We start from the raw sequence: 26,907 nt of genomic DNA on the forward strand, positions 1-26,907 counted from the left end.
TCCAATTTTCATTTTTGTCTTTCTAAATCGTTTATATTTCAATCTAAAACACTATTTTTCTGGAACAATCCAATAACCATCTTTATTCTCTTTTGCTAGCACTTTTTTAAATTCTTTAGAATGATAAGCTTTTTCAATGTCTTTCACCCATTGCTGATCTTTATTTTTTTCGTTCACAACAACTTGTAAATATAAATCATTAATCAAATCTTCTTTTAATAATCCTTTTGAAGCATCTAAATGAGAAGCGTAAACAATTGAACCAGGAATAACGCCATAGTCGACATCATCTAAAACTCTTGGAATACTTGCAGAATTCATCTCCTTAATATTGAGATGTTTAGGATTTTTTATAATATCTTTTTTAGTAATAGTAATATCGTTCTTTTTAGCATCTATTTCAATCCATCCCGCTTTTTCTAATAAACGAAATGCACGCGAAGCATTTGAAGGGTCTTGCGGAATCGCAATTGTGTCCCCTTCTTTTATTTCTTCTAAAGAAGTATGTCGTTTCGAAAAGATTTGAGTTGGAACAGTTGGTATTTTGGTGATATTCGTTAAATTTGCATCTCTTTCTTGATTAAAAGTATCCATATAGGCCTTATGTTGATCCACGTTCACGTCAACACTACCTTCCTGCAGAGCAACGTCTGCTTGCAGTAACTCCGTAAAATCTTTGTTTTTAACCGTATAACCTTTCTTTTCTAATTCAGGCTTTATTCCTTTTAAAAAGAGTTCACTGTACGGTCCAGGTGATGTGGCAACTGTAATTTCCTTTTTATCTTTCTCTTCATGACCGCAAGCAACTAAAATCAAAGACAAAAGCAAAGTCAGTAATAGAAATAAATTTTTTCTCATTGCACTTACCCCTCATTCCATTCTTTTGGTGTAATAAAGCCTTTATATTTATTTTGCTTTTCATACCAAGTTTTAAATTCATCTGAGTAATATGCTTTTTTAAGTGCTTTTGCCCACGCCTTATTTTGATCTTTTTTATTAATGGTCAGTACAACTTTGTGCTGTTCTGGCGTTTTTTCCACAATCAAACCATCTGCGATAACCTTATGCGCATCTGCAATATAGTTTCCATTGACGATACCATAATCTACATCATCTAAGGAACGTAAAACTTGTGCAGAATGAATCTCTTTAAACTTTAAATGATAACGATCGGGTTTTACACTTTTAACATTGAAATTGACCGTTCCCGCATCTTTATCAATTTTCACCCATTTTAGCTTTTCCAAAATTCTAAATGCGCGTTCTTGGTTCACTGGATCATTAGGTACGGCTATCGTTTGACCATCTTTAACGTCATCTAGAGAATGATGTTTCGTCGACCAAATCGATTGTGGTGCAGTCGGTACGTGATTGTTCACAATCATTTCTCCATTTAACTTTTTGTTCATACTATTCATATAAGCCCGACTTTGATGAACCGTAGCATCAATTTCTTCATCAACCAAAGCTGGATCAACTTGATCATTTTGAGAAAAAGTTTTAATTTTTACATCGTAACCTTCTTTTTGAAGAATAGGTAAGATTCCTTTTCTAAATTGCTCTTCATAAGTCCCCACACCAAACCCAATAGTAAATTTTTTATCACTGTTACTATCTGAGTCAGACTTACCACAGCCAGCCACAGATATAACGATAAATCCTATAATCAAAACATATAAAAATCGCTTCAAATGACTCCACCCCTTTAATTCTTATTATTCTTATCGGTTTTATAAATATAATAGCATTTTAAACCTTAAAGTCAATATGTTTTTAATTCAGTTTAAATGATAATTTGAATCAAATTAAATGGTAGAGCATGCAGTGTTAAGGGTTATATTCTTCATCATTGAGTAACATAAATCATTTAGAATCTAAACGTTTTTATAGACAAAGTACTTCAAAAATGATTATAAAAATACGTTTACTTTTATGATCTATTTGTTTCTAGTGATTACTTAGTCATAATATTTATTAAAGGCCATTTCTTTGTTTAAGATGCATAAATGTTAAAAATAAAATAAAACCATTTAGTAAGAGGTGTGTGTAATGAAAACCACGATTTACTTCATAAGCACTTTCAACAGCAATAGTTTAAATACATAAAAAAGGCGTCACCAAAAGCTAACAAAACTCTTGGAAAACGCCTTTATTAATAGAATTTTTAGTGCGAAAATAAATTGCAAATTACGGAAGAATGGAGTAAAAAGATGGCTGTCAGTAAAACACCTATAAGGATACTAGCAAAACAATTTTGTTTTTAAATTTCTATATATAGTTTAAATTACAGTCTGCTCTCTGTTTAGTATGTTTTAACTTTATAAGCATTATTTTAAAAATTCTTCTAACTCACTAGCAATATGATGACCTTGCTGTAAAGCAGCATTAGCAATATCTTCTCGCAAATCAGGATTCATCGTATTAAACCCGTATTTTTTTAATATTTCTACAACCGAATTATTTTGTTTTACTACAAAAACTTATTTACTTTTAGACTTCATTTTATCTATTAGTTTATCTAGTTCATATGGCACGGTATAGGTAGATTCGTTGAAAAGATGATAACTTTATCAACATCATCAATCACATCTGGATGTTCCATGGAATATGATGTTATTGTCGTACTCACTTGCGAACCAGCAGAAGTACCCACTACATAATCAGAGTCCTCTAAAAATATCTTTTTATCATGTAAACCCTTAAGGACACCTAAATGAAAAGCTATACCATAATGACCTCCGCAACCTAAAATTAAAGCTTGTTTTTTGTCATTATAAGACTCGCTTTTTTGAAATAATTGGTTCTTTAAAGTTTAAATCTAACAAAGCGGAAATACAAATAAAGTTAAATTATACTTCACTTTCCGTGCAACAAGTTCGAGCTTTTATGACGCACAGTCTTTTTAATTTAGTTTCTATGCTAAATGAGACTGGTGATTTAACTGCCAGTTCTATTTGACATAAAACCTAAAAAAGACGCTTCCCAATAGTTCAATCGTCTTTGGAAAACGTCTCAAAATAATTATTTTAAATGTCCGTTTAGTTCATCTGAGTTGAAGGGCATTTTTATTTTTTTGGATTTTTATGTCATTATTATGTCATATAGAGTTTACAAACGCCGTCAAATCAATATTCATAAGTGATTTTACATCATACCTGGCATGCCGCCCATTTGTGGCATGTCATTTCCTTTTTCTTCAGGTATATTTGCGACTACCGCTTCTGTAGTAAGGAACATTGCAGCAACGCTCGCAGCATGTTGTAATGCTGAACGTGTCACTTTAGTTGGATCCACGATACCAGCTTCTAACATATTGACCCATTCATCTGTTGCTGCATTATAACCTACACCTGGTTCTGCATTTTTCATTCTTTCTACGATGACAGAACCTTCTAAACCAGCGTTTTCCGCAATTTGGCGTACTGGGGCTTGTAAAGCTTTTAATACGATATTGACACCTGTAGCTTCGTCGCCTTCTGCATCAATTTCTTCAACATTTTTGAAGATATTCATTAATGCTGTACCACCACCTGCTACAATACCTTCTTCTACCGCAGCGCGTGTTGAGTTCAATGCATCTTCAATACGTAATTTACGTTCTTTTAATTCTGTTTCTGAAGCAGCACCTACTTTAATTACAGCAACACCACCTGCTAATTTAGCAAGGCGCTCTTGTAATTTTTCACGGTCAAAATCAGAATCAGTTTCTTCAATTTGTGCTTTAATTTGGTTTACACGTGCATCGATATTTGCTGAATCTCCGTCACCATCAACAACAGTTGTGTTGTCTTTAGTGACTTCAACTTTGCTTGCTGTACCTAACATATCGATTGTAGCTTCTTTTAATTCTAAACCAAGATTGTCAGTGATGACTTGAGCACCTGTTAAGATAGCTAAATCTTCTAACATCGCTTTTCTACGGTCACCAAATCCTGGTGCTTTTACTGCAACGGCAGTAAATGTACCACGCATACGGTTCAATACTAAGTTTGTTAAAGCGTCGCCTTCAACTTCATCAGCAACAATTAAAATTGGGCGATTAGATTGAACGATTTGCTCTAATAAAGGTAGGATATCTTGGAAAGATGAGATTTTTTTATCCGTGATTAAAATATAAGGTTTTTCTAACTCAGCAGTCATTTTATCCGAATCAGTAACCATATATGGAGATTGGTATCCACGATCGAATTGCATACCTTCCACTACATCTAATTCAGTATTAAAACCGCTTGATTCTTCAATAGAGATAACACCGTCATTACCTACTTTTTCCATAGCTTCAGAAATATAACGACCTACTTCTTCATCAGCTGCAGAAATAGCACCTACTTGCGCGATTTCTTCTTTATTTTCTACTTTTTGAGAAATATTATGAAGTGCTTCAATCGCTACAGCTACCGCTTTATCAATACCTTGACGGATACCTACTGGGTTTGCGCCACTTGTTACATTTTTAAGTCCTTCTTGAATCATAGCTTGTGCTAAAACAGTCGCTGTTGTTGTACCGTCACCAGCTATTTCATTCGTTTTATTTGCAACTTCTTGTACTAATTTTGCACCCATGTTTTCATATGGATCTTCTAATTCGATTTCTTTAGCGATTGTTACCCCATCGTTAGTAATTAAAGGTGCTGTAAATTCTTTGTCTAATACGACATTACGTCCTTTTGGTCCGATTGTTACTTTTACAGCATTTGCAAGTTTATCTACACCACGTAACATCGCTTGACGTGCATCTTCAGAGAATTTTAATTCTTTTGCCATTCAGAGTCCCTCCGTTGTTTAATATTCATCTGTTTTATTTATCTATTATTCAATAACTGCTAAAATTTCGTCTTCACTTAACACTAAGTATTTTGTATCGTTTCTTTTAATTTCAGTACCTGCATATTGTTGAAACACAACACGGTCACCCACATTCAATTCAGGTTTTAAACGTTCCCCATTTTCTAAAATGCGTCCTGGACCTACAGCAACGATTTCACCTTCATTTGATTTTTCTTTCGCAGAATCAGTGAGAACAATACCACTTTTCGTTGTTTGTTCTTGCTCTTTTTTCTCAATAACCACACGGTTTCCTAATGGTCTAAGCATGTGTTTGTGCCTCCTTATGTTGAACATAAATTTAGCACTTCAAGTTCTTAAGTGCTAATACATTTCTATAATAATCAAATTTGGTCAAAAATTCAAGCGATAAGTTTATCTCGGTTAAATCATAACTTTTTCGCTTTATAACTATGTAATTCGGCGCTATTTTTCTATCTATGATAAAATGATAGCATTGAATGGAGGAATAAAATGAATCGTATTTTAGTTTCTATATTAACGGTTGTATTTTACATACTTGCATTATTCACACCTACTTTCGCAAACGCTTTAGGATGGATAGATACACAACATCGTACAACCGCTTTGCACCAAACCATTTACATCCAATTGATTGCTTTTTTATGTGCAGCAATTATTATTTTAGTGATGCAATATACTGTTAAAAATAAACTTAAGTTTGAATTAGAACAAAAAGAGAAGAAACGTTATATTATCCCATGGATATTGGCTGGTTTAGGGATTGTCTATTTTGCACAAATTATCGTGAATGTATTAAGTGTTCTTATTTTTGGTACCAATCCAGTAAGTGAAAATACTTTTAGAATTTTAAAAGTTGCACGCGAAATGCCTATTATGATTATTTTAATTGCTATCATTGGCCCTTTACTAGAAGAATTTGTTTTTAGAAAAGTGCTATTCGGTGAAATCTATAACGCCATTCGAGCAAATAAAACGATTAAATTTTTAATCGCAACGACAATAAGTTCATTATTATTTGCCGTTGCACATATGGATTTTTCACATTTACTTGTTTATTTTGTTATGGGTGTCATATTTTCTGCCTTTTATATTTACACAAAACGTTTAAGTGTTTCAATCGGTATTCACATGGCTCAAAATGGCCTTGTCGCTTTAATCCAGCTAACAATGCCTGAAAAGCTATTAGAAGATGCGATGAAACAAGTTCAATTCATTCAATTATTTGTCATTCACTTCTTATGATTAATCTCACATATTGATACTCGCACTAATCAATCTTTTTACTTGTTAGTAAAGTAATATTGAAAAAGAGATGAAGTTCATTTTGAGCTTCATCTCTTTTTTATTCAGTATTTAAATATGATGTCTTCTACGCCATAATATATAGCTAATTATACTAACACAACCTACTGACAATGCGCCTACCAATGAGATTGACTTCAAACTAAACGTATGTTTCGTATCAGTATCTTCATTATTCATATTCTTTTCTGTTAAGTTTTCACCATGTTGCTCAATTTTTTCAACTTTATCTTGTTGATGATCGTTTTCAACTGTTTTATCTGATGGCTTTTTTAAATCTGGCATAGAGCCAACTTTACCTGTAATTAACGCTAAAACTTGTTTATCGAGATTATTATAATATTTTTGTGTTGATAACGGATTAAAATATTGAAATCTAAAGTAATCCGAATTTTTTTGTAACTGATTTAAATAACTATTATTTAAAAACTGTTGCTTCTGATTGAGCTGTTGAACACTGAAATCAGCCAAATTTCCAGTTTGCTTAAGATTCTCTATTTGTTCTGTAAATAATGGATTATACTTATAACCCGTACCAATCAATTTTGAATAACGTTGATAGAAATCATTGTTTGATTGATTGTTACTTGCTTGATTTTTAGGTATAAAATGATCGGCTGTCCCATTAGGTTGGTAATGTGGAATGTTTGGATACGGAAACTGACCATTCGTGTTGGGTTGCGCCGGTCCATTTTGATGTGATGGATAGTTCGGATGACTTGTTGAGGCTCCTCCGTTTCCACCTTGCGTATTACTATCTTCTGGTTTTGGCGTATCAGGCTTTGGTTTAGGCTTTTGTCCTTGGTCAGACTGTTGATCTGAAGCTGGTGGCTTATCATCATGCTTAGGTGGTCGTTGATCCGAATCTGATGGTTTATCGTCATGTTTAGGCGGTTGTTGGTCTGAGTCTGACGGCTTATCATCTTTATCTGGCGATTCATGATCTGGTTTTGAAGGTAAATTGCCATCTTGAGATGAATCCCCTGTTTCATCTTTAGGAGGTGTTTCTCCACCTTGAGGTGACGTTTGACCTTGATCGGATGGTTGCGTATGATTCTCAGGTTTTATGGGTGCAGGATGTTCGTTGCCTCCATTATTACCATTTTGCTGAGATTCCTCGCTCTGTGTTTCCTCTTGAGAAGCATTGTTTGATGACGATGCATGTTCATTTTCTTGTTGAGTTTCGGATTTTAATTGTTCCGATTCTTTCTTATTTATTGTTGGTGCTTGTACATTTGTAACAGGCACAGAATTTGATTTTCCAATGCGATTATAACTTTCCTGTGTTGAGGAAGGTGTCGCAGTATATTGATGATTTACATTGTTATTTTGTAAAGATTGATTTTCTTTGTTTGTTGTTTCTTTATTTAGTAATGTCGTTTCATTGTACAGTCCGCTTTCACTTAAATACGCATTAGAATGAGATTGAGCATCATCTGTCATCGCATACGCGTGCGCATTTACATTTAAAAGTGGTTGGGTTAAACACAATAATCCCATCGTGTAGACCCCTGTTTTAGTAATCACTTTCCTAAAACTAGGCACTTTACGTCCAGACATCGACATCAACTCCTATTTTTAAAGTTGCTCGTAAAAGACAGTATATACAAAATCCTCTCTTAATTCCATCCTTATTGAAATAGAATTGCATACAAGACTCACTTTGTTTAAAATTTCTAACTTTAGTAAAATATATAGTAAAGATTGAAGTGAGGAGAATTGATCATGAAAATCCAACTTTTTCAATTTAATGTTGTTCCTGCAGACGCTGAAAAAAACCAAGAAAAAATTGCATCATTGTTTGAAAAACACATTAAGTCTAATACAGATGTCATTGTACTACCTGAAATGTGGAACAATGGCTATGCACTCTCAGAATTACAAACAAAAGCAGATAATGAATTAGCACAAAGTTACCCATTTATAAAAAAATTAGCACAACAGTATCAAGTCGATATTATTGCCGGTTCTGTCTCAAACAAAAAGAATAACGCCGTTTTTAACACTGCATTTGCTGTGAATCAAGCGGGCGAGAAAATCTATGAATATGACAAAATCCATCTCGTTCCCATGTTAGATGAACCTGATTACTTAGCTGACGGACAAAACGTTCCTTACGTTTATACCTTAACAGACGGTACAAAAGTTTCTCAAATTATTTGTTATGACTTAAGATTTCCAGAATTAAGTCGCTACCCTGCTGCAACAGGTGCAAATATTATTTTTTATGTCGCCCAATGGCCAGATGTTCGTCTTTCACATTGGAGACAGTTACTACAAGCTAGAGCAGTTGAAAATGATATGTATGTCGTTGCGGTTAATGGTTCAGGAAATGATGGTAAAACAACGTATGCCGGACATTCGATGGTGATTGATCCAAATGGACAAATTATAGAGGAAGCAGATGCACAAGAAGCGGTTTTAACAGTCGAATTAGATTTAAATCTTGTAACCGAACAAAGAAAAGCTATACCAGTATTCGACAACATAAGACCAAGCATTTACAAATACGCAACGCGAAGTGAATAAAATGAATACAAAAAAACAGGCGAGTTTGGGAGGGACTCGCCTGTTTTATCCATATTAAGGGAATGTTTAATTTACAGTTATTCTATTCAATTAATTGGGGATGTTATTAATTATGAAAAAATTTAGTGAATTTACCGATTATTAATATTGCTACAATGGCTTCTTAAATAGAAACCTAACTTTTACTTTTTATTTCAGCCTAAGTAAGGAAAAAGATAATAACAGCACTTAAAAAATACTATTATTTATTAGTGAATTTTTTAACTGTTTCTGCAATAAGTTTAACGAAATCTAAGATAGTACTAATGATATCTCCTGCCATTGTAGTGCACCTCCTTAATTATAAATAAATTCCAAAGACTTTAATAGATTGTTGCAGCCTTAGTTATGTAAGCTGAGCGAAGAATACATAAACTAAGATGTTCTGACTTTAACTTAATTCGGTACAATTTGTTTAAATCACTTTAAAATCCACAATTAAAATGATTAAAACAAAATGACTTTACCAAATCACTGTTGTGATTCTATATATATTAGAACATGGCTTTATAAAATTGTGTTAATTATTGCCTAAGTTATCATTTTTACTTCTTAACTGTTTAATATTTATGGTAATATACATATATATTTTATAAAAACTACAGTTAGGAATATAAAATGAACAGTTAGGCAAAAAATGTATTAATACATTAAATGTAATTTATAATGTAGTTAAGGAGGAAGGCTATTTGCACATTATAGATGACGTCATTGAAAGACTTGCACGAAAGTTACAAGCACATCAAAATCTTAGTCATATTGAATTTTTGAAAGTACGGTTAGGCATGCATATAGTGGCGATTAATTTATTTAAAGGCATTGTAACTTACGGTCTTGCACTCCTGTTAAATATTTTTTTATACACGCTCTTCGTTCATATTATTTTTCTTATATTAAGAATTTTTTCTCATGGTGCACATGCAGAAAGTTCACTTATGTGCCATGTTCAAAATATTCTATCTTTCGTTCTTATACCATGGATAATCATCCAATATGACATTCCATTTATTTATTTGTTATGCTTAAGTGTAATAGGATGGTTTATTGTTGTTATATTTGCACCAGCAGCAACTCAGAAGAAACCTATAAAGCAAAGTAAAATAAAAGGACTTAAGATTAAATCAATTATTACTGCAACAATATTACTTGTATTATCATTATTTTTTCCGTCACCATTTGACAAGCTAATTACTTATGCAGTTACATTGCAGTCCATAACGTTATTACCTATATTTAATAATAAGGAGGAAATTTAATTATGAAATTTCTAGACTCACTTTTAAAACTTTTAACTAATGTCTTTGCTTCTATTAGTACTTATGCTAAATATCCACTTTGTATCGGATATTTTTACGAACCTGAAATCCCTGATGAACTTTTAGAAGAAGAAGAATAAAATGTGGAAAGCGTGTATAAACATTGAATCCAATAATCTCAACAATAATTATTGTATTTCAAACAATTATATTTACTTCAATCACGAGTATTATTCCAAAATATAGATATACAAAAAGGGATTACATTCTTATTTTATTAGGAATTGTAGGTCCCTCGCTTGTTTTTTACTTTGTTTTTGGTCAAAATAGTTTATTTTACTTAGTGATTGGATTTTTTGTATTTTACTATAAACGACAAAAAATTATGGGTATTATAACAGTATTAGTAACTATACTAGTATTAATTGTTAGCAATTTTCTAGGCGTACTTGTTTTTGCGTTTTTTATTAATCATGGTATTAGTACTAACGCTGGGTTTATTATTTATATAGTATTCTACACTATTTTTTGTTATTTTTTTGCTATTTTGTTTGTTGTTATATTTAACAAGTTCAAACTTTCGTGGCTTCACTTAAATAGATTTTATTTAACTATTTTAATTTTATTTTTAACAGTTGGTATTTATATATTCTTCTATCAAATGCCTAAATCAGCAAGTTCTATTAATGAATTAAAAACATTTGGCATTGTGTATTTTGTATTATTATTGGCTTTTACAATTATTTTCATAATGACAACATTAACGATATCTCGAGAAATCGGATACCAACACAAAAAACAAGAGGCAGAAGATTATTATAAATACACATTAGAAATGGAAAAGGTTAATAATCGAATGCGCAAGTTCCGTCATGATTACATTAATATTTTAGCAACAATGTCTGAGTACTTGCGTGAAGATGATCTAGAAGGTCTGAAAGAGTATTATCATAAAAATATTAATCCCCTAAAAGGACATTTTGAAACAAATTCTTTAAAATTAAATGGGATTGAGAAGTTAAAAGTGCGCGAAATTAAAGGCGTTATCACTACTAAAATTTTATCAGCTCAAGAAAATAATATCGAAATTAGCGTTGAAGTTGCTGATGAGATTTCATCTATTAATATGGAAATTATTGATTTGAGTCGTGTTTTAGGTATTATCATGGACAATGCAATCGAAGCTTCATTGACGGTTGAAGACCCAATGATTCAAATTGCATTCATTAAAACAGAGAATTCTGTTTTAATTATTATCATGAACAAAGCGCCAAAAAATATGCCAAAATTACATACCCTCTTCCAAGAAGGCTTTTCAACGAAAGGGAAAAATCGCGGTATCGGTTTATCGACTTTGAAAGAAATTACAGATAAGACAGAGAATGTTTTGCTTGATACAACGATTGAAAACCAATATTTTATACAAAAAATTGAGGTCATGAACGATGATGATTAAGGATGTGCGTAACTATGAAAATAATGATTTGTGAAGACGATCCAAAACAACGTGAGCGCATGGTATCCATTATTGAGAACTATATCATGATTGAAGAAAAACCTATGGAAATCGAAATTGCTACAGATAATCCATATGAAGTGTTAGAAGCTTCTAAAAACATGAGTGATATTGGCTGTTATTTTCTAGATATCCAATTAGAATCTGATATTAACGGGATTAAACTCGGAAGTGAGATTCGTAAGCATGACCCTGTTGGTAATATCATTTTTGTAACAAGCCATACAGAATTGACTTATTTGACATTTGTGTACAAAGTTGCAGCGATGGATTTTATTTTTAAAGACGATCCTGAAGAATTACGTACACGAATTGTTGATTGTTTAGAAACTGCATTAAAACGCTTAGATTTATTAACGAAAGATAAAACTGTTGAAACGTTAGAACTGAAACGCGGCAGCAATTCTGTTTATGTTCAATATGATGATGTGATGTTTTTTGAATCATCACCTAAATCACATCGTTTGATTGCACATTTAGATAATCGTCAAATTGAATTTTATGGCAATCTTAAAGAATTAGCGCAAATTGATGATCGCTTTTTTAGATGTCATAATAGTTTTGTACTCAACAGACATAACATAAGTAGTGTAGATTCTAAAGAACGCATTGCATATTTTAAAAATGAAGAGTTTTGTTATGTTTCAGTACGTAATTTAAAGAAAATATAAACAAGCAGGAAAAAAATCACCTGCTTGTTTTTTTATTGCCTTGTGTTCATTTCTAGATTATTCTTCTGGTATTTCTGTCGCAATATCAAATTTAGTCATTTTTAAATAGACTTGACCCGAATCCGTAACGACTTTAATTTTATTCGATGTAGTTTTCGGGAAAATGCGTGAAGTTAACACACGTTCACCTTCGTTGCAAAAAATTTCAATACTCGATGTATCTACAAATATACGTAATTGTTTTAACTCTGAGTTCAAACGTGTACTTCTTGATGTTCCTTCTACCGGAAATGGTAGTGCACCACTGTCAAAACGCTCGAGTATGACTTCTTTCGTTGCTGTCTCATAACGAATGACTGTCGCTTCATGACTAGAAGCGCGTAACTGTAATTCAAAAGCAGAGGATTCGTTTTCTAAAATATCAACAACCAGTTCATACTGGACCCCTTCATAGGGGTGGAGCTGTTTAATAAATTTATTAGCATAGCCTAGTGCTGATTCTTCGTTACTGCGCAATTTTCTCAAATGCATATGAGGTTTTTGTTTCAACATTTGATTTTCAATAGTCAATGTTCGAGGGAGTGTAAGACAGTGTGCCCAACCATCGGCATCTGTTGGGTACTCTACATCAGGTAAACCCATCCATCCTATTAAAACGCGTCTCCCCGCTTCATCCTCCATCGTTTGAGGTGCATAAAAATCAAAACCTGCATCTAATTCTTGAAAATCACCATGTTCGAATACGAGTGTTTCAAAATCTAATGTTCCTACAATATAGCCACTTAAATGGTTATTTTGATATGGGTCAGATTCCACACCTTCAGTGCAGAATAGTAAAATGTCTTTTCCATGAATTTGAAAATAGTCTGGTGAAGTCCACGTATGCCCAAAGTTCTGTAATTGTGTTTTAATTTCACCTTTAAAATGCCAAGGTCCTTCTGGTTGATTTGCGACATACATGAGAAGACAACCTGTTAAGTCTTCACGTTGTGCACCAATCACAGCATATAATTGATCTCCTTTTTCAAATACTTTCGGATCACTAAACTGCTGTGTATAACCTTCAGGTGGCGTACTGATTGCTGATGGAGATAATTTTTCTACTGTTCCATCGCCTTGTACTTTAGCAATGACTTGGCTATTTTCAGGCTCCCAATTTTCATCTCTATGGCTTGCAGTATACATATAATAAAGCGATGACTGATAAGAAAATGCACTACCGCTAAGTACGCCATGACTGTCATATGTCTGATCAGGACGTAAAACCGTACCCTTATCTTTGAAAGTCACTAAGTTTTCACTTGTTACTTGTCTCCAATATTTTAAGCCCTCTACTGGTCCTAAAGGAAACCACTGATGTGCGATATAATATTGGCCTTTAAAAAAAATTAAACCACTCGGATGACTGAGTAATCCTGTAGGTGGTTGAATATGAAAAATTTGACGATATGGAGAAGACTTTACTTTTTCCTGTAATGCTAAAATTTCCTTTTCATCTACTTCCTCATATTTACGATATCGCATTTCGCGACTCCATTGTTCCATAAGTATCCTCCTTATCTCATACTGCTGATCATATATGCCACCTGTTGTCACATATAAAACCAAACCTTGCACCTATTTTGATAATTTGCTGTTAATATGATACGACGCATTAAACATGTTAGAGTTATGTAAAATTAAAAAAGACGCTACATTTGAGCATCATGATTTTAATTTGCATTGGAAAAGTAAGCTGTCCCCACCTTAGCTCCTCCATATGATCTCAGTAGCTATTTTATCATAAAAATGTTTAAGCATGTCCTAAAATTAAGACCTTAGACCCTTTTATATTGCTTTATCTTAATATTTTAAACTACAATATCGTACAAAAAGCAGCTGAGTCACACCCCAACTGCTTTTTAACATATAGATTATTCAACTATTATTGATCGTGCTATCTTTTAGGCCTTTTGAATCGTAATCGTCCAAGACGCATGATCTACTTGTTCAAATTCAGTCACTGGATAATTTTGCTCTGCTGCCCAATTGGGAATAGCCTCTGTAGCTTGTGTACAGTCAAAGTCAATTTTCAGTTCATCGCCTAGTGCTAATTCTTCCATCTTTTTTTGTGCTTCAATTAAAGGAAATGGACAAACCATACCCACCGTTCCGAGTTCATATAACATTGTGAAGCTCCTTTCGTTTCATTTTTAAAAATTAACAGATTGTGTTGATGAATGCTTTTGTTGTTGGCGTGCTGCTTTTAAAGGCTTCACAAATAAGAAATAGCTCATAAACCATGTCCCTAAAATCATAGCCACTAAAGCAATCCAACCTTGCCACGATAATGCAGCAGTTGCAACTAAACCATTACCTATTGATCATCCACCTGCGAGCGCTGCACCAAACCCCATACAAGCACCACCAATGACACTATTACGTATTGTTTTAATATCCGGTAGTCGCCACTTAAATTCTCTTGAACCGCGCGCTGCAATATACGATCCTATAAAAATACCTAAAACAAGAAAAACACCCCAGTCAATAAAAGAAACGTTTCCTGTTGTTAAAAAGGCGATTAAGTTCGCAGATGGTGTGGTTATACCTAGCCCACCTTCTCTACCTGTTGAAATGCTCATTGGCCAAGCGATAAGTGCAATGAAACCAATCGCAATCGCTGCAACAAAAGGATGAAATCGCTTTTCAAATAAAAAGTGACGTATCCCTGTATAGCGTGGTTTTAATTTAGGTATAGCAATTTTTGATTTTGGCTTTTTCAACGTGGTCATAACCAAAAATAGCGTAACGCCAGTTAATAAGATTAACCATATCCAACTGGGTATCCCTGTAGATGTCGCCATGTCCGCTTCATAAACAGTTTGTTTATTAATAGTATCTTTCAGCGGTAATAGAACACCATATTTTGAGATTGCTGCAAATAGAGCATACATGAAAAGTGCTATCCAACTACCAATTAAACCTTCCCCCGCACGGTACCATGTCCCAGTGGCACAACCGCCTGCAAGAACAATCCCAATACCAAAAATAAATGATCCAACAATCGTGCCTACGACTGGAAATGTACCATTATCTATCGTGATAACACCCAATGAAGTTAATACATATAAGCCAATAGCTTGGATGCTAATCGCAATAAGCAACGCATAAAACATCTTATTATTTTTTTGAACGTACATATCTCTAAAGCCACCCGTTAAACAAAAACGCGTACGTTGCATGACAAAACCGAGTAAACTTCCCACAATCAATCCACTTATCACAGTCCAGATCAATATTCCTACCTCCTATATCCGATTAATATTATAGGTATTATAGAAAATAAGATCTTACTTTTCAAGTGCATTTCTAAAATAAATATAAAAATATATATCTTTTTCTCAAGTTCATTTGATTACATTTGTATTTTTAGACATCCATGCTCCAAGACCTGTCCTATTCTCACTAAAAAAAGAGTATAAAAATCTAATATCATCATTAGACATTTATACTCTCTTCAAAGCGCTATGTTTTAATTTGCTGTTCATCCAAACAAATCTTTTTGTATGTATGGATAATTATCATAAAAGGTTAATCATTATAATTTTTCATAAAGAATAATAATGATTGTAATTCCACACCTAAATCAATTTGATGTACTTGTACAGATTGAGGTACGTGCACACGTTTCGGTGTAAAATTAAGTATTCCTTTCACACCTGCATCTACAAGTGCATCGGCCACTTCTTGTGCCACCCTTCCTGGTGTAGCAATAATAATGACTTCTAACGCTTCAGTTTCAACGGTACTTTTTATCTCGTCCATTGATTTTACCGTCACATCACCCACTTGCGTACCAATTATTTCCTCACTGATATCAAAGGCTTCAGTAATGGTCATATCATCGTGAATTGAAAAGTTATAAGTGATTAATGCCTTACCTAAATTCCCTACGCCAACAATGCCTATTTTGATTTCATCAGAATCACTTAACTCAGATTTGAAGAATTCCAATAGACTATCAATATTGTAACCATAACCTTTTTTCCCAAGCTCTCCAAAATATGAAAAATCTCGGCGAATTGTTGCAGAATCTATATTTAAGCCTTCACTTATCGCTTTTGAATTCACACGATCTTCACCTTTAGCCTTTAAAATATTGACAAATCGGTAATATAAAGGGAGACGTTTTAAGGTCGCTCTAGGAATTTTATTGCTTTCTTTTCCCATTTTAAAGTCCTCCGTAGTCTTTCTTATGCGTGCACTCATATACATAGTATGTGATAATAATTATAACTTAATTTTATGGTTATGAAAACATTAAGTACTTGATACATATAGGGTTTATTGTACAATAATTAAGAATGAAAGGAGCATGCCATATGATTTTAATGCAATTAAGTCACGTCACCAAATCGTTTGATGGTGAAGAGATTTTTGAAGACGTCAACTTTGAAGTAAAAACCGGCGAACGAATTGGCATTGTAGGACGTAACGGTGCGGGTAAATCAACATTGATGAAAATCATCGCTGGTGTTGAAAACTATGATTCAGGCCATATCTCTAAAATCAAAGGCTTGAAATTAGGCTATTTGACACAACAAATGACATTAAATACCCAAAATACAGTCTTCGAAGAAATGGCCAAACCGTTTGCGCATGTTCAATCCATCTCAGAGCGTATGAAAGATGAAACCGATTGGCTTGCAACTCATGCGGATATGTATGAGTCAGTAGAATATAAAACGCATATTGATCAATACGAAAAGCTCTCAAATGAATTTGAACAGCTTGAAGGTTATCAATATGAAAGTAAAATTAAAACTGTTTTAAATGGACTAGATTTTAGTGAAGCAGATTATCATCGTCCGATTAATGATTTTAGTGGGGGACAAAAAACACGCCTATCATTAGCACAAATGTTATTAAGCGAACCTGATCTGCTTCTTTTAGATGAACCGACGAACCATTTAGATATGGCCACAACAGAATGGCTAGAAGATTATTTAAAATATTTCAAAGGCGCTATCGTTATTATTTCGCACGACCGATTCTTTTTAGATAAAATCGTGACTCAAGTTTACGATGTTTCATTGGGAGAAGTTAAACATTATGTCGGCAATTACGCTAAATTTATCGAATTAAGAGATCATTATTATCAAAAACGTTTAGCTGAATATGAACGACAACAAAATGAAATTAAACGTCTTGAAACTTTTGTGGAAAAGAACATTACACGTGCTTCCACGAGCGGTATGGCTAAAAGCCGTAGAAAAACTTTAGAAAAAATGGAACGCCTTGAAAAGCCGATGTTAGACGCTAAAAGTGCGAACATTCAATTTGATTTTGATCGCAATACTGGAAATGATGTCATGCACATTCAAGATTTAACGATTGGATATGTCGCCCCTATTACGCAACCTATACGATTTGAAATCAACAAAGGGGATCATATCGGTATTATCGGACCTAACGGGGTAGGTAAATCTACTTTAATTAAAACTTTAGCCAAACGTCTTCCACCTTTGTCAGGACAAGTAATTGACGGTGCAAATCTTAAAATTGGCTACTATGATCAAAAACAAGCAGAATTTCGTTCAAACAAAACAATTTTAAATTTTGTGTGGGATCAATATCGTCAAATGCCTGAAAAAGATGTGCGTGCCGTTTTAGGACGCTTTTTATTTACGCAAGATGACGTATTAAAAGTCATCAATGATTTATCTGGCGGTGAAAAAGCACACTTGCAATTGGCATTACTCATGTTAGAACGTAACAATGTGCTCATATTAGACGAACCGACAAACCACTTAGACATTGATTCTAAAGAGATGTTAGAGCAAGCTTTAAAACATTTCCAAGGAACACTCATTTTTGTTTCGCATGACCGCTATTTTATCAACCAATTGGCGAATCGAATTTTTGATTTAAACGAAAAAGGTGGCACGCTTTATTTAGGGGATTATCAATACTATTTGGAAAAGCTAGAGCAACAACAAGCCCTTGCCGCTTACGATAACCAACAAAATCAAGCGACGGTTGAAGTAGATTCAAGCACTCAGCCAACGACTTATCAAGATCAAAAGACGCTTCGTCGTGAAAAGCGTAAAATAGAGCGCCAAATTGAAAATGATGAAAGCCAAATTTCTGAGTTAGAAGACAAGATTGCGGCGATTGATTTGCAAATGACAGATGAGGCTGTCATTAATGATTTCGAAAAAACACAATCTCTAGCTGAAGAACGTCAAAAAATCGAACAAGCATTAGAACAAGTGATGACAAACTGGGAAGAATTACAACTTTTGTTAACTGAATATGAAGATTAAGTGAAGTAAACCGAGTAAAATTTTCTACTCGGTTTATTTTTTTAATCACCTTCTGTTTACATTTCGTCCACATATGAAATGGCATAACACCAACTATCCACAAAGTTATCCTCATTATCCACAAGTTAAAGGCTAGAATATTCTATCCTTATGCACAACTATATACAACTTATCCCCAATTTTACGCCAATGTTATACACAGGTTCTTAACAACTTGTGCATAAGTACGCATGTTCTCTATTGACTTTTGCTTAATCAGAAAAGTGATCTTGAAATGTGAAATTTAAGCTATTTAGAGTTATATGTCTATATAAACAAGCATCTAATTTTTAATGGTGATTAGAATGTATCACTTTTCTTTGATAAAAAAGGTGAGACAGAAATCGTTTGATTTCGTTGTCTCACCCTCAAAATAAAGTTGCAGTTTAAAAACGTAAAGCATTCATTATTCATGATCTAAATACATTTCAATATCCATACTGCTTTTACCATTTAACGCCATATCCCCACGTATTCCTTTTTCGTAAATATAATGGGCTGCTGCTCCAATCATCGCAGCATTATCCGTACATAAACGTGGTTCTGGAATCGCGAGTTCTATGCCTCTTTCACGCGTAGCTTGCTCTAAAGCTTTGCGAAGCCCTTTGTTACTTGCTACACCTCCAGCTACTATCAACTGTTTAACGTTGTAATCTTCACAAGCACGCATCGCTTTTCCAACGAGCACTTCCACTACGCTATTTTGAAAACTTGTCGCTACATTTTCAGGAATCACTTGTTCACCCTTTTGCTTTAGATTATGCAATTTATTAATCACTGCACTTTTCAAACCACTAAAGCTAAAGTCATAACTCTCAGGCTCTAGCCATACACGAGGAAATTGGTATGTGTCCTCACCTTGCGCGGCTAATCGATCAACCGCCGGGCCACCAGGGTAAGGTAAGCCAATAGTCCGTGCGACTTTATCATAAGCTTCGCCTACTGCATCATCTCGTGTTTCACCAATAATCTCAAATTGTAAATGATCTTTCATATAGACAAGCTCCGTATGTCCACCCGAAACAATTAATGCAATTAATGGGAATTTCAAACCTGTTCCAAGTTGGTTTGCATACACGTGCCCCGCTATATGATGGACCGGTATAAGCGGTTTATCATTAGCAAAAGCTAGCGACTTAGCAGCATTGACACCCACCAGTAACGCACCAATAAGACCTGGGCCTTGCGTTACAGCAACTGCATCAATCTGGTCCATTGATTTGTCTGCTTGTTGCAATGCATCTTCAATGATTAATGTTATATTTTCAACATGATGACGACTTGCGACCTCAGGGACAACACCGCCAAATCGTTTATGACTGTCAATTTGACTTAACACACTATTACTTAAAATTTCTGTACCGTTTTCTATTACACTGACACTTGTTTCATCACAACTTGTTTCAAGTGCCAAAATCGTTGTATTCTCAGTCATTTAAACTCACCCACATGACTAACGCATCCTCTCCATCACCATAATAATTTTTTCGTTTACCGCCATATTCAAAACCAAGTTTTTGATAAACATGCTGTGCGACATGATTATCTTCACGTACTTCCAAACTCATAACCGTTGCGATTGAAGATGCAAAATTAATAACATATTTCAATAATAATTGACCTAATCCGTAATCTCTATACTCCGGATCAATAGCAACTGTTGTAATTTGGGCTTGGTCAACTACGATCCATAAGCCTAAGTATCCGATAATTTTATTTTCGAACTCTACAACAAAATAATGGGCAAAATGATTTTGCTCCAATTCATAATAAAACGCGTCAATCGTCCACGAACTCTTTTTAAAGCTTATCTGTTCAAGGTCAAAAACAGCTGGAACATCTTCAAGCATCATATGTCTTATTTGAAGTTTCTCTTTTATTTCTGTTGATCCATCCAATTTTGTTCTGCCTCCGATAACTTTAAATATTGCGGTACAAACGTATGAATCTCACGCGGTTCACCTTTATATCGATACATTTTATCCGCTCTAGGCGGTTCAGCGATACATTGATATCCTTCGAGTTCATTTGTGAAATGTGTGACATCATCACCAATAAAGATAATATTCTCATTATTAGACCATTGTGAAATTAATTGAGATAACGCAATATGTTGATCTTCCATAACAGCGACTAACTGTTCATCTTGCCATTGATAAACACCTGCAAAGACATTCCCTCTTCGGGCATCAATGATTGGGATAATATAGGCATCTGAATATTCGATATTCGCAGCAATTGCCTTTAATGAAGAGACACCATATAACTGTATGCCTAAAGTGTACGCTAATGTTTTAGCCGTAGTGACACCAATACGCAATCCTGTATAAGAACCTGGCCCTTCTGCCACAATAATTTCATCTAAATCTTTTGCTTTAATTTCACATTGCGCAAGTAAAAACTCGATTAATGGCATTAATTGTATAGAATGATTGCGTTTAACCGTTGTAGTATGTGTGACTAAAACTTTGCCATCTTGTAAAACAGCAACTGATAAAGGTTGATTCGCGCTATTAATAAGTAAACTATACATGTGTCATTTGCTCCTTGATTTCTTCAAAATGTTGACCTTTTGCCTCGAGTTCGATTTCTCGTTCATCTTCATTGATCACTTTAATGTTAATTTTTAAAAATACATCCGGTAAATAATCTTTAATAAACGTACTCCATTCAACGACTGTAACTGCGTGGTCATTAAAAAATTCATCAAACCCTAAATCTTCATCGGAGTTCTCAAGTCGGTAGCAATCCATATGATGAAATTTTAAAGTGTCTCCTTTATATGACTTAATAATGTTAAAGGTCGGTGAACTGATGTGACGTTTGACCCCCAACGCTTTTCCGATAAATTGACTTAAAGTTGTTTTACCAGCGCCAAGATCACCATCTAATAACAACACATCTTGCGCTTTTAGAAGTGGTGTCAGTAAATTAGCGAACCTCTGCATTTCTGCTATATTTTTTATTCTCATACTTTCCGCACTCCTGACTTAATTTTCCTATCTATTGTAACAAATTTTTTTCTATTTGACCTTATCTGATTCTTGACATTTACTTTGAAATAAGAATGACGCTTAATTAATGTGTTTTAAGATTATTTTCAGAAAATTTTACATTTACTGTTGACTTAGAAGAAAAGATGCGTTAAATTTATAACACGTATTTTTTAGACAATTCTCTAAATTCTAAATTTTACTCATTCTCGTAATTGATAAAACCAATATAATTCAACATACATCACATTCGATTTTGAAGGGAGCGTTAGACAATGAAAACATATCCATGTATGACCCATACACAACAAAATAATATTGTCATTTTAATTTTACGCTCAGGACTGGAGCATTAGTAGAAATTTTACTAATCGCTTAAGTCCTATTTCTAATTGAATGGGACTTAAAGATACGTCCCAACACCAATTGGGGCGTATCTTTTTTTATTTTCAAAAATCAAGGGAGGCCATACAGATGAGAAGTGACATGATTAAAAAAGGAGATCAACAAGCACCGGCCAGAAGTTTATTACATGCGACGGGACAAATTAAATCCCCTACTGACATGAACAAACCTTTTATCGCTATTTGTAATTCATATATCGATATTGTTCCTGGTCATGTACATTTAAGAGAATTAGCTGATATCGCCAAAGAAGCGATTAGAGAAGCGGGTGGCATTCCATTTGAATTTAATACAATTGGTGTCGATGATGGCATTGCGATGGGCCATATTGGGATGCGTTACTCATTACCAAGCCGTGAAATTATCGCAGATGCAGCAGAAACAGTTATCAATGCCCATTGGTTCGATGGTGTCTTTTACATTCCAAACTGTGACAAAATCACTCCTGGTATGTTACTTGCAGCAGTGAGAACGAATGTCCCAGCTATATTTTGTTCTGGCGGTCCTATGAAAGCAGGATTGTCTTCCCAAGGTAAAGCATTGACACTCTCATCTATGTTTGAAGCAGTTGGTGCATTTAAAGAAGGTTCAATGAGTAAAGAAGACTTTTTAGAAATGGAACAAAACGCATGTCCGACTTGTGGCTCATGTGCAGGAATGTTCACTGCAAATTCAATGAATTGTCTAATGGAGATTTTAGGACTGGCATTACCATATAACGGCACAGCATTAGCAGTGAGTGATCAAAGAAGAGAGATGATAAAAGAAGCCGCAAAACAGTTGGTAGAAAATGTCAAAAATGATTTAAAGCCTAAAGACATTATCACGAAAGAAGCAATTGATGATGCATTTGCACTTGATATGGCGATGGGTGGATCTACAAACACTGTACTACATACGTTAGCGATTGCCAATGAAGCAGGCATTGATTACGACCTTCAACGGATTAATAATATCGCTAAAAAAACACCGTATTTATCTAAAATTGCACCTAGTTCAGCATATTCAATGGAAGATGTCCATCAAGCGGGCGGCGTACCGGCAATTATCAATGAATTAATGAAAAAAGACGGTGTCTTACATCCTGACCGGATAACTGTCACAGGACGAACACTTCGAGAAAACAATCAAGACAAAGAAATCACGAATGATCAAGTCATTCGACACTTAGATTCACCTTATGATCAGCAAGGTGGGCTATCTATTTTATATGGCAATATCGCTCCAGATGGTGCAGTCATTAAAGTTGGCGGTGTAGATCCATCCATCAAAACCTTTACAGGAAAAGCGATTTGTTTTGATAGTCATGACGAAGCGGTCGCAGCTATTGATAATCATACTGTGCGTGCAGGACATGTCGTTGTCATTCGTTATGAAGGCCCTAAAGGTGGTCCAGGAATGCCTGAAATGTTAGCCCCTACTTCATCGATTGTAGGACGAGGTTTAGGCAAAGATGTGGCATTAATTACAGATGGTCGTTTTTCAGGAGCAACACGCGGTATCGCTGTCGGTCATATTTCACCAGAAGCCGCTTCAGGTGGCCCTATTCGCTTAATCGAAGACGGCGATGAAATTACAATCGACCTCACTCACCGCACTTTATCCTTAAATGTATCACAAGACGAACTTGAAAAACGAGATGCGCAACAACAATCCTTTAAAGCAAAAGTAAAAACAGGTTATTTAGCAAGATATACCGCGCTTGTAACGAGTGCTAACACAGGTGGCATCATGAAAGTACCAGATGAGTTACTTTAAAAAGATGGAGGGATTCAAGATGACAAACACTGAAAAAGCAACGGATTATGCACAGACAGAGCAGTTGACTTCAACATTGCAACCACAGACACACACGTTGAAAACTGGTGCAGAATTATTGGTCGAAGCATTTTTAGAAGAAGAAGTTGAGTATATTTTTGGTTATCCAGGCGGTGCCGTTCTACCACTCTATGATACTTTTTATAACGGACAAATTCGGCATATCCTTTACCGTCATGAGCAAGGTGCCACACATGCTGCAGAAGGCTATGCGCGTGTGAGTGGTAAACCCGGCGTTGTCGTAGTAACAAGTGGCCCAGGTGCGACAAATGCGATGACAGGTATTGCAGATGCTTATAGTGATTCTTTGCCTTTAGTTGTCATCACGGGTCAAGTTGCAACACCCGGTATCGGTAAGGACGCTTTTCAAGAAGCTGATATTTTATCAATGACGACGCCAATTACGAAACATAACTATCAAGTTCATGATGTAAAGGATATTCCTAGAATTGTAAAAGAAGCATTCCATATTGCCAATTATGGTCGAAAGGGACCTGTCGTTATCGACTTTCCTAAAGATATGGGCGTCCTCTCTACTGAAACGACAAACGACAAAACAGTTAATACGCCTGGCTATTATGTGAACCACAAACCTGAAATTGATGAAATTCAAAAATTGACTGCATTATTAAAATCAGCCAAACAACCAATTGTTTTAGCGGGTGCCGGTGTGAACTTTTCAAAATCAAATGAAGCCCTCCTACAATTTGTTGAAAAATATCAAATTCCTGTAGTGACTACTTTACATGGCTTAGGTGCTATTCCTTTTTCCCACCCCTTATTTCTTGGGATGGGCGGCATGCATGGTTCCTATGCGAGCAATATGGCACTAACGGATTGCGATTTACTCATTAACTTTGGTTCTCGTTTTGATGACCGTCTTGCAAGCCAACCAGAATCATTCGCACCACATGCCAAAATTGTCCATGTTGATATTGATCCATCTGAAATTAACAAAATTATTAGAACTGATTTAGGTATCGTTGCTGATGTAGGTGCCGTATTAGCTGCATTATCAAAGTATCGTATTGAAGTTCCCAATCATCAAGATTGGCTCAATACTGTTAATGCCAATAAATCAAAGCACCCATTCAAATATCTTCCGTCTGAACAACGCGAATTCAGCCGACCGCAACGGGTTATTGAATACATTGGTGAGATTACAAAAGGAAAAGCTTATGTCGCAACTGATGTCGGCCAACATCAAATGTGGGTGGCTCAATTTTATCCATTTGAAACCTATGGTCAACTCATTACAAGTGGTGGCTTAGGAACGATGGGCTTTGGTATCCCAGCAGCAATAGGCGCTCAATTTGCGAAACCTTCTGACACAGTCGTGGTTTTTGTTGGTGATGGTGGCTTTCAAATGACGAATCAGGAAATGGCCTTACTCAATGAATTTAATTTGAAAATCAAAATTGTTCTCATTAATAATGGCACACTCGGTATGGTTAAACAGTGGCAAGACAAATTCTTTAATCAACGCTTTTCTCATTCTGTATTCAATGATCAACCTGATTTTAGAAAATTAAGTGAAGCCTATGGGGTTAAAAGCTTTTTAATCGATGACAATCAGAAACTAGAATCGCAAATCGATGCAGCCTTTCTTCATGATGGCCCAGCGTTAATTGAAGTTAGAATTTCACCAACGGAACCTGTATTGCCAATGGTTCCAAGTGGTAAAGCAAATCATGAAATGGAGGGCTTACTATGAAGCGAACGTTTAAGTTACGTGTCTTTGACAAAGCAGGAACGTTGAACCGATTAACCAGCCTATTTGTTAGACGCCAAATTAATATCGTAAGCATTACAGCTACCCCTACTTTAGAGGAAGGTATTTCAGAAATTACTTTTATCGCGGAAGTTCCAGATAATGAAAAACAAAGAACAATTATTCAACAATTAGAAAAGCAAGTAAATACTCTTCTTGTTCAAGATATAACAAGTACCAACAGCTTTAACAGAGAATTACTTTTAATTAAGTTAAAAAAGCCTTTTCAACAATCCGACTTGATGCAAGTTATCGAACCTTATGATGCGCTAGTTTCTGTATTAAAAGAAGATGGGCAATATACGTTTATTCAAGCGACAGGCCCTCAATATACGTTAAATCAACTTCTTGACGATCTATCATCATTTCAAATTGATCAAGTCGCACGCACAGGCACAGCAGCAATTATCTAAAAATATGTACATATGGAGGTCGTTTAATATGGCAAAAGTATATTATGACAATTCAGTTGAAAATGATGCATTACAAGGAAAAAAAATCGCAATTATTGGTTATGGCTCTCAAGGCCACGCTCATGCACAAAACTTAAAAGATAATGGTTACGACGTGGTCATTGGAATCAGACCGGGTAAATCTTTTGATCAAGCAAAAGAAGATGGCTTTGAAGTATTCACAGTTGGTGAAGCCGTTCAACAATCTGATGTCGTTATGGTTTTATTACCAGACGAAATCCAAGGTGATGTCTATAAAAATGAAATTGAACCTCATTTAGAAGCGGGTAATGCCCTCGCATTTGCACACGGCTTTAATATTCATTTCAATGTGATTAATCCACCAAGTGATGTCGATGTGTTTTTAGTTGCACCAAAAGGGCCGGGTCATTTAGTTCGACGTACATTTGTTGAAGGCTCAGCAGTCCCTGCCCTCTTTGCTGTTCACCAAGATGCATCAGGACAAACTCGAGATTTGGCCTTAAGTTATGCAAAAGGTATTGGCGCAACACGTGCAGGTGTATTAGAAACCTCTTATAAAGAGGAAACAGAGACAGATTTATTCGGTGAGCAAGCAGTTTTATGTGGTGGGGTGACACGCCTCATTCAAAGTGGTTTCGAAGTTTTAGTTGAAGCTGGTTACCAACCTGAAATTGCATATTTTGAAGTTTTACATGAAATGAAACTAATTGTTGACCTCATGTATGAAGGCGGACTTGAAAATATGCGCTATTCTATTTCAAATACTGCAGAATTTGGGGATTATGTATCTGGACCACGTGTCATCACAGAGGATACGAAAGCCAACATGAAAGCTGTACTTAAAGATATTCAAGATGGTCGTTTCAGCCAACGTTTCATTGATGATAATCATAATGGATTTAAAGACTTTAAATCTATGCGACAAGCACAACAAGATCATCAAATTACACAAGTAGGACAATCATTGCGTGAGATGATGCCATTTATTAAATCGAAAAGCATTCAGAAATAATTGTTAGG

The 26,907-nt window shown here is 34.9% G+C and carries 25 protein-coding genes and 1 pseudogene; 11 read left to right on the forward strand and 15 right to left on the reverse strand.

Annotation, left to right across the window (positions count from 1 at the left end; all coding sequences use genetic code 11):
* Positions 1-51: 51 nt before the first annotated feature.
* The 5 genes from HMPREF1208_RS06590 to groES all read right to left on the reverse strand — a co-directional run bounded on the left by HMPREF1208_RS06590 (position 52) and on the right by groES (position 5,094).
* The gene (locus HMPREF1208_RS06590) at positions 52-858 is read right to left on the reverse strand and encodes a MetQ/NlpA family ABC transporter substrate-binding protein (RefSeq protein WP_016425566.1); all 807 of its coding nucleotides are present in this window, start codon (positions 856-858) and stop codon (positions 52-54) included.
* A 5-nt stretch (positions 859-863) separates the two neighbouring features.
* Positions 864-1,691 carry a MetQ/NlpA family ABC transporter substrate-binding protein gene (locus tag HMPREF1208_RS06595; RefSeq protein ID WP_016425567.1) on the reverse strand — a complete coding sequence of 276 codons (828 nt, stop codon included), beginning with the start codon at positions 1,689-1,691 and terminating at the stop codon, positions 864-866.
* An 827-nt stretch (positions 1,692-2,518) separates the two neighbouring features.
* Positions 2,519-2,752 (reverse strand): patatin-like phospholipase family protein, encoded by a 234-nt coding sequence (locus HMPREF1208_RS12365; protein ID WP_228480303.1) that lies wholly within the window; start codon positions 2,750-2,752, stop codon positions 2,519-2,521.
* Between the two features lie 392 nt (positions 2,753-3,144).
* Positions 3,145-4,764, reverse strand: coding sequence for a chaperonin GroEL (groL, locus tag HMPREF1208_RS06600; RefSeq protein ID WP_016425568.1), 1,620 nt, complete (start codon positions 4,762-4,764; stop codon positions 3,145-3,147).
* A gap of 45 nt (positions 4,765-4,809) precedes the next feature.
* Entirely contained in the window at positions 4,810-5,094 is a 285-nt protein-coding gene (gene groES / locus HMPREF1208_RS06605) for a co-chaperone GroES (protein WP_016425569.1), read from the reverse strand.
* A 204-nt stretch (positions 5,095-5,298) separates the two neighbouring features.
* Between groES and mroQ the strand changes: the two genes are divergently transcribed.
* Positions 5,299-6,051 (forward strand): intramembrane glutamic endopeptidase MroQ, encoded by a 753-nt coding sequence (gene mroQ, locus HMPREF1208_RS06610; RefSeq protein WP_016425570.1) that lies wholly within the window; start codon positions 5,299-5,301, stop codon positions 6,049-6,051.
* Between the two features lie 111 nt (positions 6,052-6,162).
* On the opposite strand, the gene HMPREF1208_RS11525 is transcribed toward mroQ, so the two are convergent.
* Positions 6,163-7,671, reverse strand: coding sequence for an SdrH family protein (locus tag HMPREF1208_RS11525; RefSeq protein WP_016425571.1), 1,509 nt, complete (start codon positions 7,669-7,671; stop codon positions 6,163-6,165).
* 165 nt (positions 7,672-7,836) lie between these two features.
* Here HMPREF1208_RS11525 and HMPREF1208_RS06620 point away from each other — a divergent pair, with 165 nt between their 5' ends.
* A complete protein-coding gene (locus HMPREF1208_RS06620) occupies positions 7,837-8,640 on the forward strand; it encodes a carbon-nitrogen family hydrolase (RefSeq protein ID WP_016425572.1) in 804 nt (267 codons plus the stop codon).
* A 241-nt stretch (positions 8,641-8,881) separates the two neighbouring features.
* Here the strand turns inward: HMPREF1208_RS06620 and HMPREF1208_RS12645 are convergent, their stop codons facing one another.
* A complete protein-coding gene (locus HMPREF1208_RS12645) occupies positions 8,882-8,962 on the reverse strand; it encodes a delta-lysin family phenol-soluble modulin (RefSeq protein WP_154840309.1) in 81 nt (26 codons plus the stop codon).
* 406 nt (positions 8,963-9,368) lie between these two features.
* On the opposite strand from HMPREF1208_RS12645, the gene HMPREF1208_RS06625 reads away from it, so the two are divergent.
* The 4 genes from HMPREF1208_RS06625 to agrA are packed head-to-tail and all read left to right on the forward strand — an operon-like array spanning position 9,369 to position 12,122.
* The gene (locus HMPREF1208_RS06625) at positions 9,369-9,935 is read left to right on the forward strand and encodes an accessory gene regulator AgrB (RefSeq protein ID WP_016425573.1); all 567 of its coding nucleotides are present in this window, start codon (positions 9,369-9,371) and stop codon (positions 9,933-9,935) included.
* A 2-nt stretch (positions 9,936-9,937) separates the two neighbouring features.
* A complete protein-coding gene (gene agrD / locus HMPREF1208_RS06630; protein WP_016425574.1) occupies positions 9,938-10,075 on the forward strand; it encodes a cyclic lactone autoinducer peptide AgrD in 138 nt (45 codons plus the stop codon).
* A 23-nt stretch (positions 10,076-10,098) separates the two neighbouring features.
* Positions 10,099-11,391, forward strand: a complete 1,293-nt coding sequence (agrC, locus tag HMPREF1208_RS06635) for a quorum-sensing sensor histidine kinase AgrC (RefSeq protein ID WP_016425575.1) — start codon at positions 10,099-10,101, stop codon at positions 11,389-11,391.
* 14 nt (positions 11,392-11,405) lie between these two features.
* The gene (gene agrA / locus HMPREF1208_RS06640) at positions 11,406-12,122 is read left to right on the forward strand and encodes a quorum-sensing response regulator AgrA (protein WP_016425576.1); all 717 of its coding nucleotides are present in this window, start codon (positions 11,406-11,408) and stop codon (positions 12,120-12,122) included.
* A gap of 57 nt (positions 12,123-12,179) precedes the next feature.
* Here the strand turns inward: agrA and HMPREF1208_RS06645 are convergent, their stop codons facing one another.
* The 4 genes and pseudogenes from HMPREF1208_RS06645 to HMPREF1208_RS06660 form a co-directional block, all read right to left on the reverse strand.
* A complete protein-coding gene (locus HMPREF1208_RS06645; protein WP_016425577.1) occupies positions 12,180-13,667 on the reverse strand; it encodes a sucrose-6-phosphate hydrolase in 1,488 nt (495 codons plus the stop codon).
* Positions 13,668-14,065: 398 nt separating this feature from the next.
* On the reverse strand, positions 14,066-14,290 hold the full coding sequence (locus HMPREF1208_RS06650) for a sulfurtransferase TusA family protein (RefSeq protein WP_016425578.1): 225 nt from the start codon (positions 14,288-14,290) through the stop codon (positions 14,066-14,068).
* A 24-nt stretch (positions 14,291-14,314) separates the two neighbouring features.
* Positions 14,315-15,397, reverse strand: a pseudogene (locus tag HMPREF1208_RS06655) (YeeE/YedE family protein).
* Between the two features lie 295 nt (positions 15,398-15,692).
* Positions 15,693-16,331, reverse strand: coding sequence for a redox-sensing transcriptional repressor Rex (locus HMPREF1208_RS06660; protein WP_016425580.1), 639 nt, complete (start codon positions 16,329-16,331; stop codon positions 15,693-15,695).
* A gap of 152 nt (positions 16,332-16,483) precedes the next feature.
* On the opposite strand from HMPREF1208_RS06660, the gene HMPREF1208_RS06665 reads away from it, so the two are divergent.
* Positions 16,484-18,427 (forward strand): ABC-F family ATP-binding cassette domain-containing protein, encoded by a 1,944-nt coding sequence (locus tag HMPREF1208_RS06665; protein WP_016425581.1) that lies wholly within the window; start codon positions 16,484-16,486, stop codon positions 18,425-18,427.
* Positions 18,428-18,872: 445 nt separating this feature from the next.
* On the opposite strand, the gene tsaD is transcribed toward HMPREF1208_RS06665, so the two are convergent.
* Genes tsaD through tsaE form a run of 4 tightly spaced genes read right to left on the reverse strand, consistent with a single transcriptional unit; the run spans position 18,873 to position 21,438 of the window.
* Complete coding sequence (gene tsaD / locus HMPREF1208_RS06670) at positions 18,873-19,901, reverse strand: tRNA (adenosine(37)-N6)-threonylcarbamoyltransferase complex transferase subunit TsaD (RefSeq protein ID WP_016425582.1); 1,029 nt, start codon at positions 19,899-19,901, stop codon at positions 18,873-18,875.
* The gene (gene rimI / locus HMPREF1208_RS06675) at positions 19,894-20,364 is read right to left on the reverse strand and encodes a ribosomal protein S18-alanine N-acetyltransferase (RefSeq protein WP_016425583.1); all 471 of its coding nucleotides are present in this window, start codon (positions 20,362-20,364) and stop codon (positions 19,894-19,896) included. The genes tsaD and rimI overlap by 8 nt, the downstream gene beginning before the upstream one ends.
* Complete coding sequence (gene tsaB / locus HMPREF1208_RS06680) at positions 20,343-20,999, reverse strand: tRNA (adenosine(37)-N6)-threonylcarbamoyltransferase complex dimerization subunit type 1 TsaB (RefSeq protein WP_016425584.1); 657 nt, start codon at positions 20,997-20,999, stop codon at positions 20,343-20,345. The genes rimI and tsaB overlap by 22 nt, the downstream gene beginning before the upstream one ends.
* On the reverse strand, positions 20,992-21,438 hold the full coding sequence (gene tsaE, locus HMPREF1208_RS06685) for a tRNA (adenosine(37)-N6)-threonylcarbamoyltransferase complex ATPase subunit type 1 TsaE (RefSeq protein ID WP_016425585.1): 447 nt from the start codon (positions 21,436-21,438) through the stop codon (positions 20,992-20,994). The genes tsaB and tsaE overlap by 8 nt, the downstream gene beginning before the upstream one ends.
* A gap of 495 nt (positions 21,439-21,933) precedes the next feature.
* Here tsaE and ilvD point away from each other — a divergent pair, with 495 nt between their 5' ends.
* Genes ilvD through ilvC form a run of 4 tightly spaced genes read left to right on the forward strand, consistent with a single transcriptional unit; the run spans position 21,934 to position 26,899 of the window.
* The gene (gene ilvD / locus HMPREF1208_RS06690) at positions 21,934-23,622 is read left to right on the forward strand and encodes a dihydroxy-acid dehydratase (RefSeq protein ID WP_016425586.1); all 1,689 of its coding nucleotides are present in this window, start codon (positions 21,934-21,936) and stop codon (positions 23,620-23,622) included.
* A gap of 19 nt (positions 23,623-23,641) precedes the next feature.
* Positions 23,642-25,396 carry a biosynthetic-type acetolactate synthase large subunit gene (gene ilvB, locus HMPREF1208_RS06695; protein ID WP_016425587.1) on the forward strand — a complete coding sequence of 585 codons (1,755 nt, stop codon included), beginning with the start codon at positions 23,642-23,644 and terminating at the stop codon, positions 25,394-25,396.
* Positions 25,393-25,866 carry an acetolactate synthase small subunit gene (gene ilvN / locus HMPREF1208_RS06700; protein WP_016425588.1) on the forward strand — a complete coding sequence of 158 codons (474 nt, stop codon included), beginning with the start codon at positions 25,393-25,395 and terminating at the stop codon, positions 25,864-25,866. The genes ilvB and ilvN overlap by 4 nt, the downstream gene beginning before the upstream one ends.
* Before the next feature lie 28 nt (positions 25,867-25,894).
* The gene (ilvC, locus tag HMPREF1208_RS06705; protein WP_016425589.1) at positions 25,895-26,899 is read left to right on the forward strand and encodes a ketol-acid reductoisomerase; all 1,005 of its coding nucleotides are present in this window, start codon (positions 25,895-25,897) and stop codon (positions 26,897-26,899) included.
* Positions 26,900-26,907 lie beyond the last annotated feature (8 nt).

The sequence above is a fragment of the Staphylococcus sp. HGB0015 genome (genome assembly GCF_000411275.1).
Lineage (GTDB): Bacteria > Bacillota > Bacilli > Staphylococcales > Staphylococcaceae > Staphylococcus > Staphylococcus schleiferi.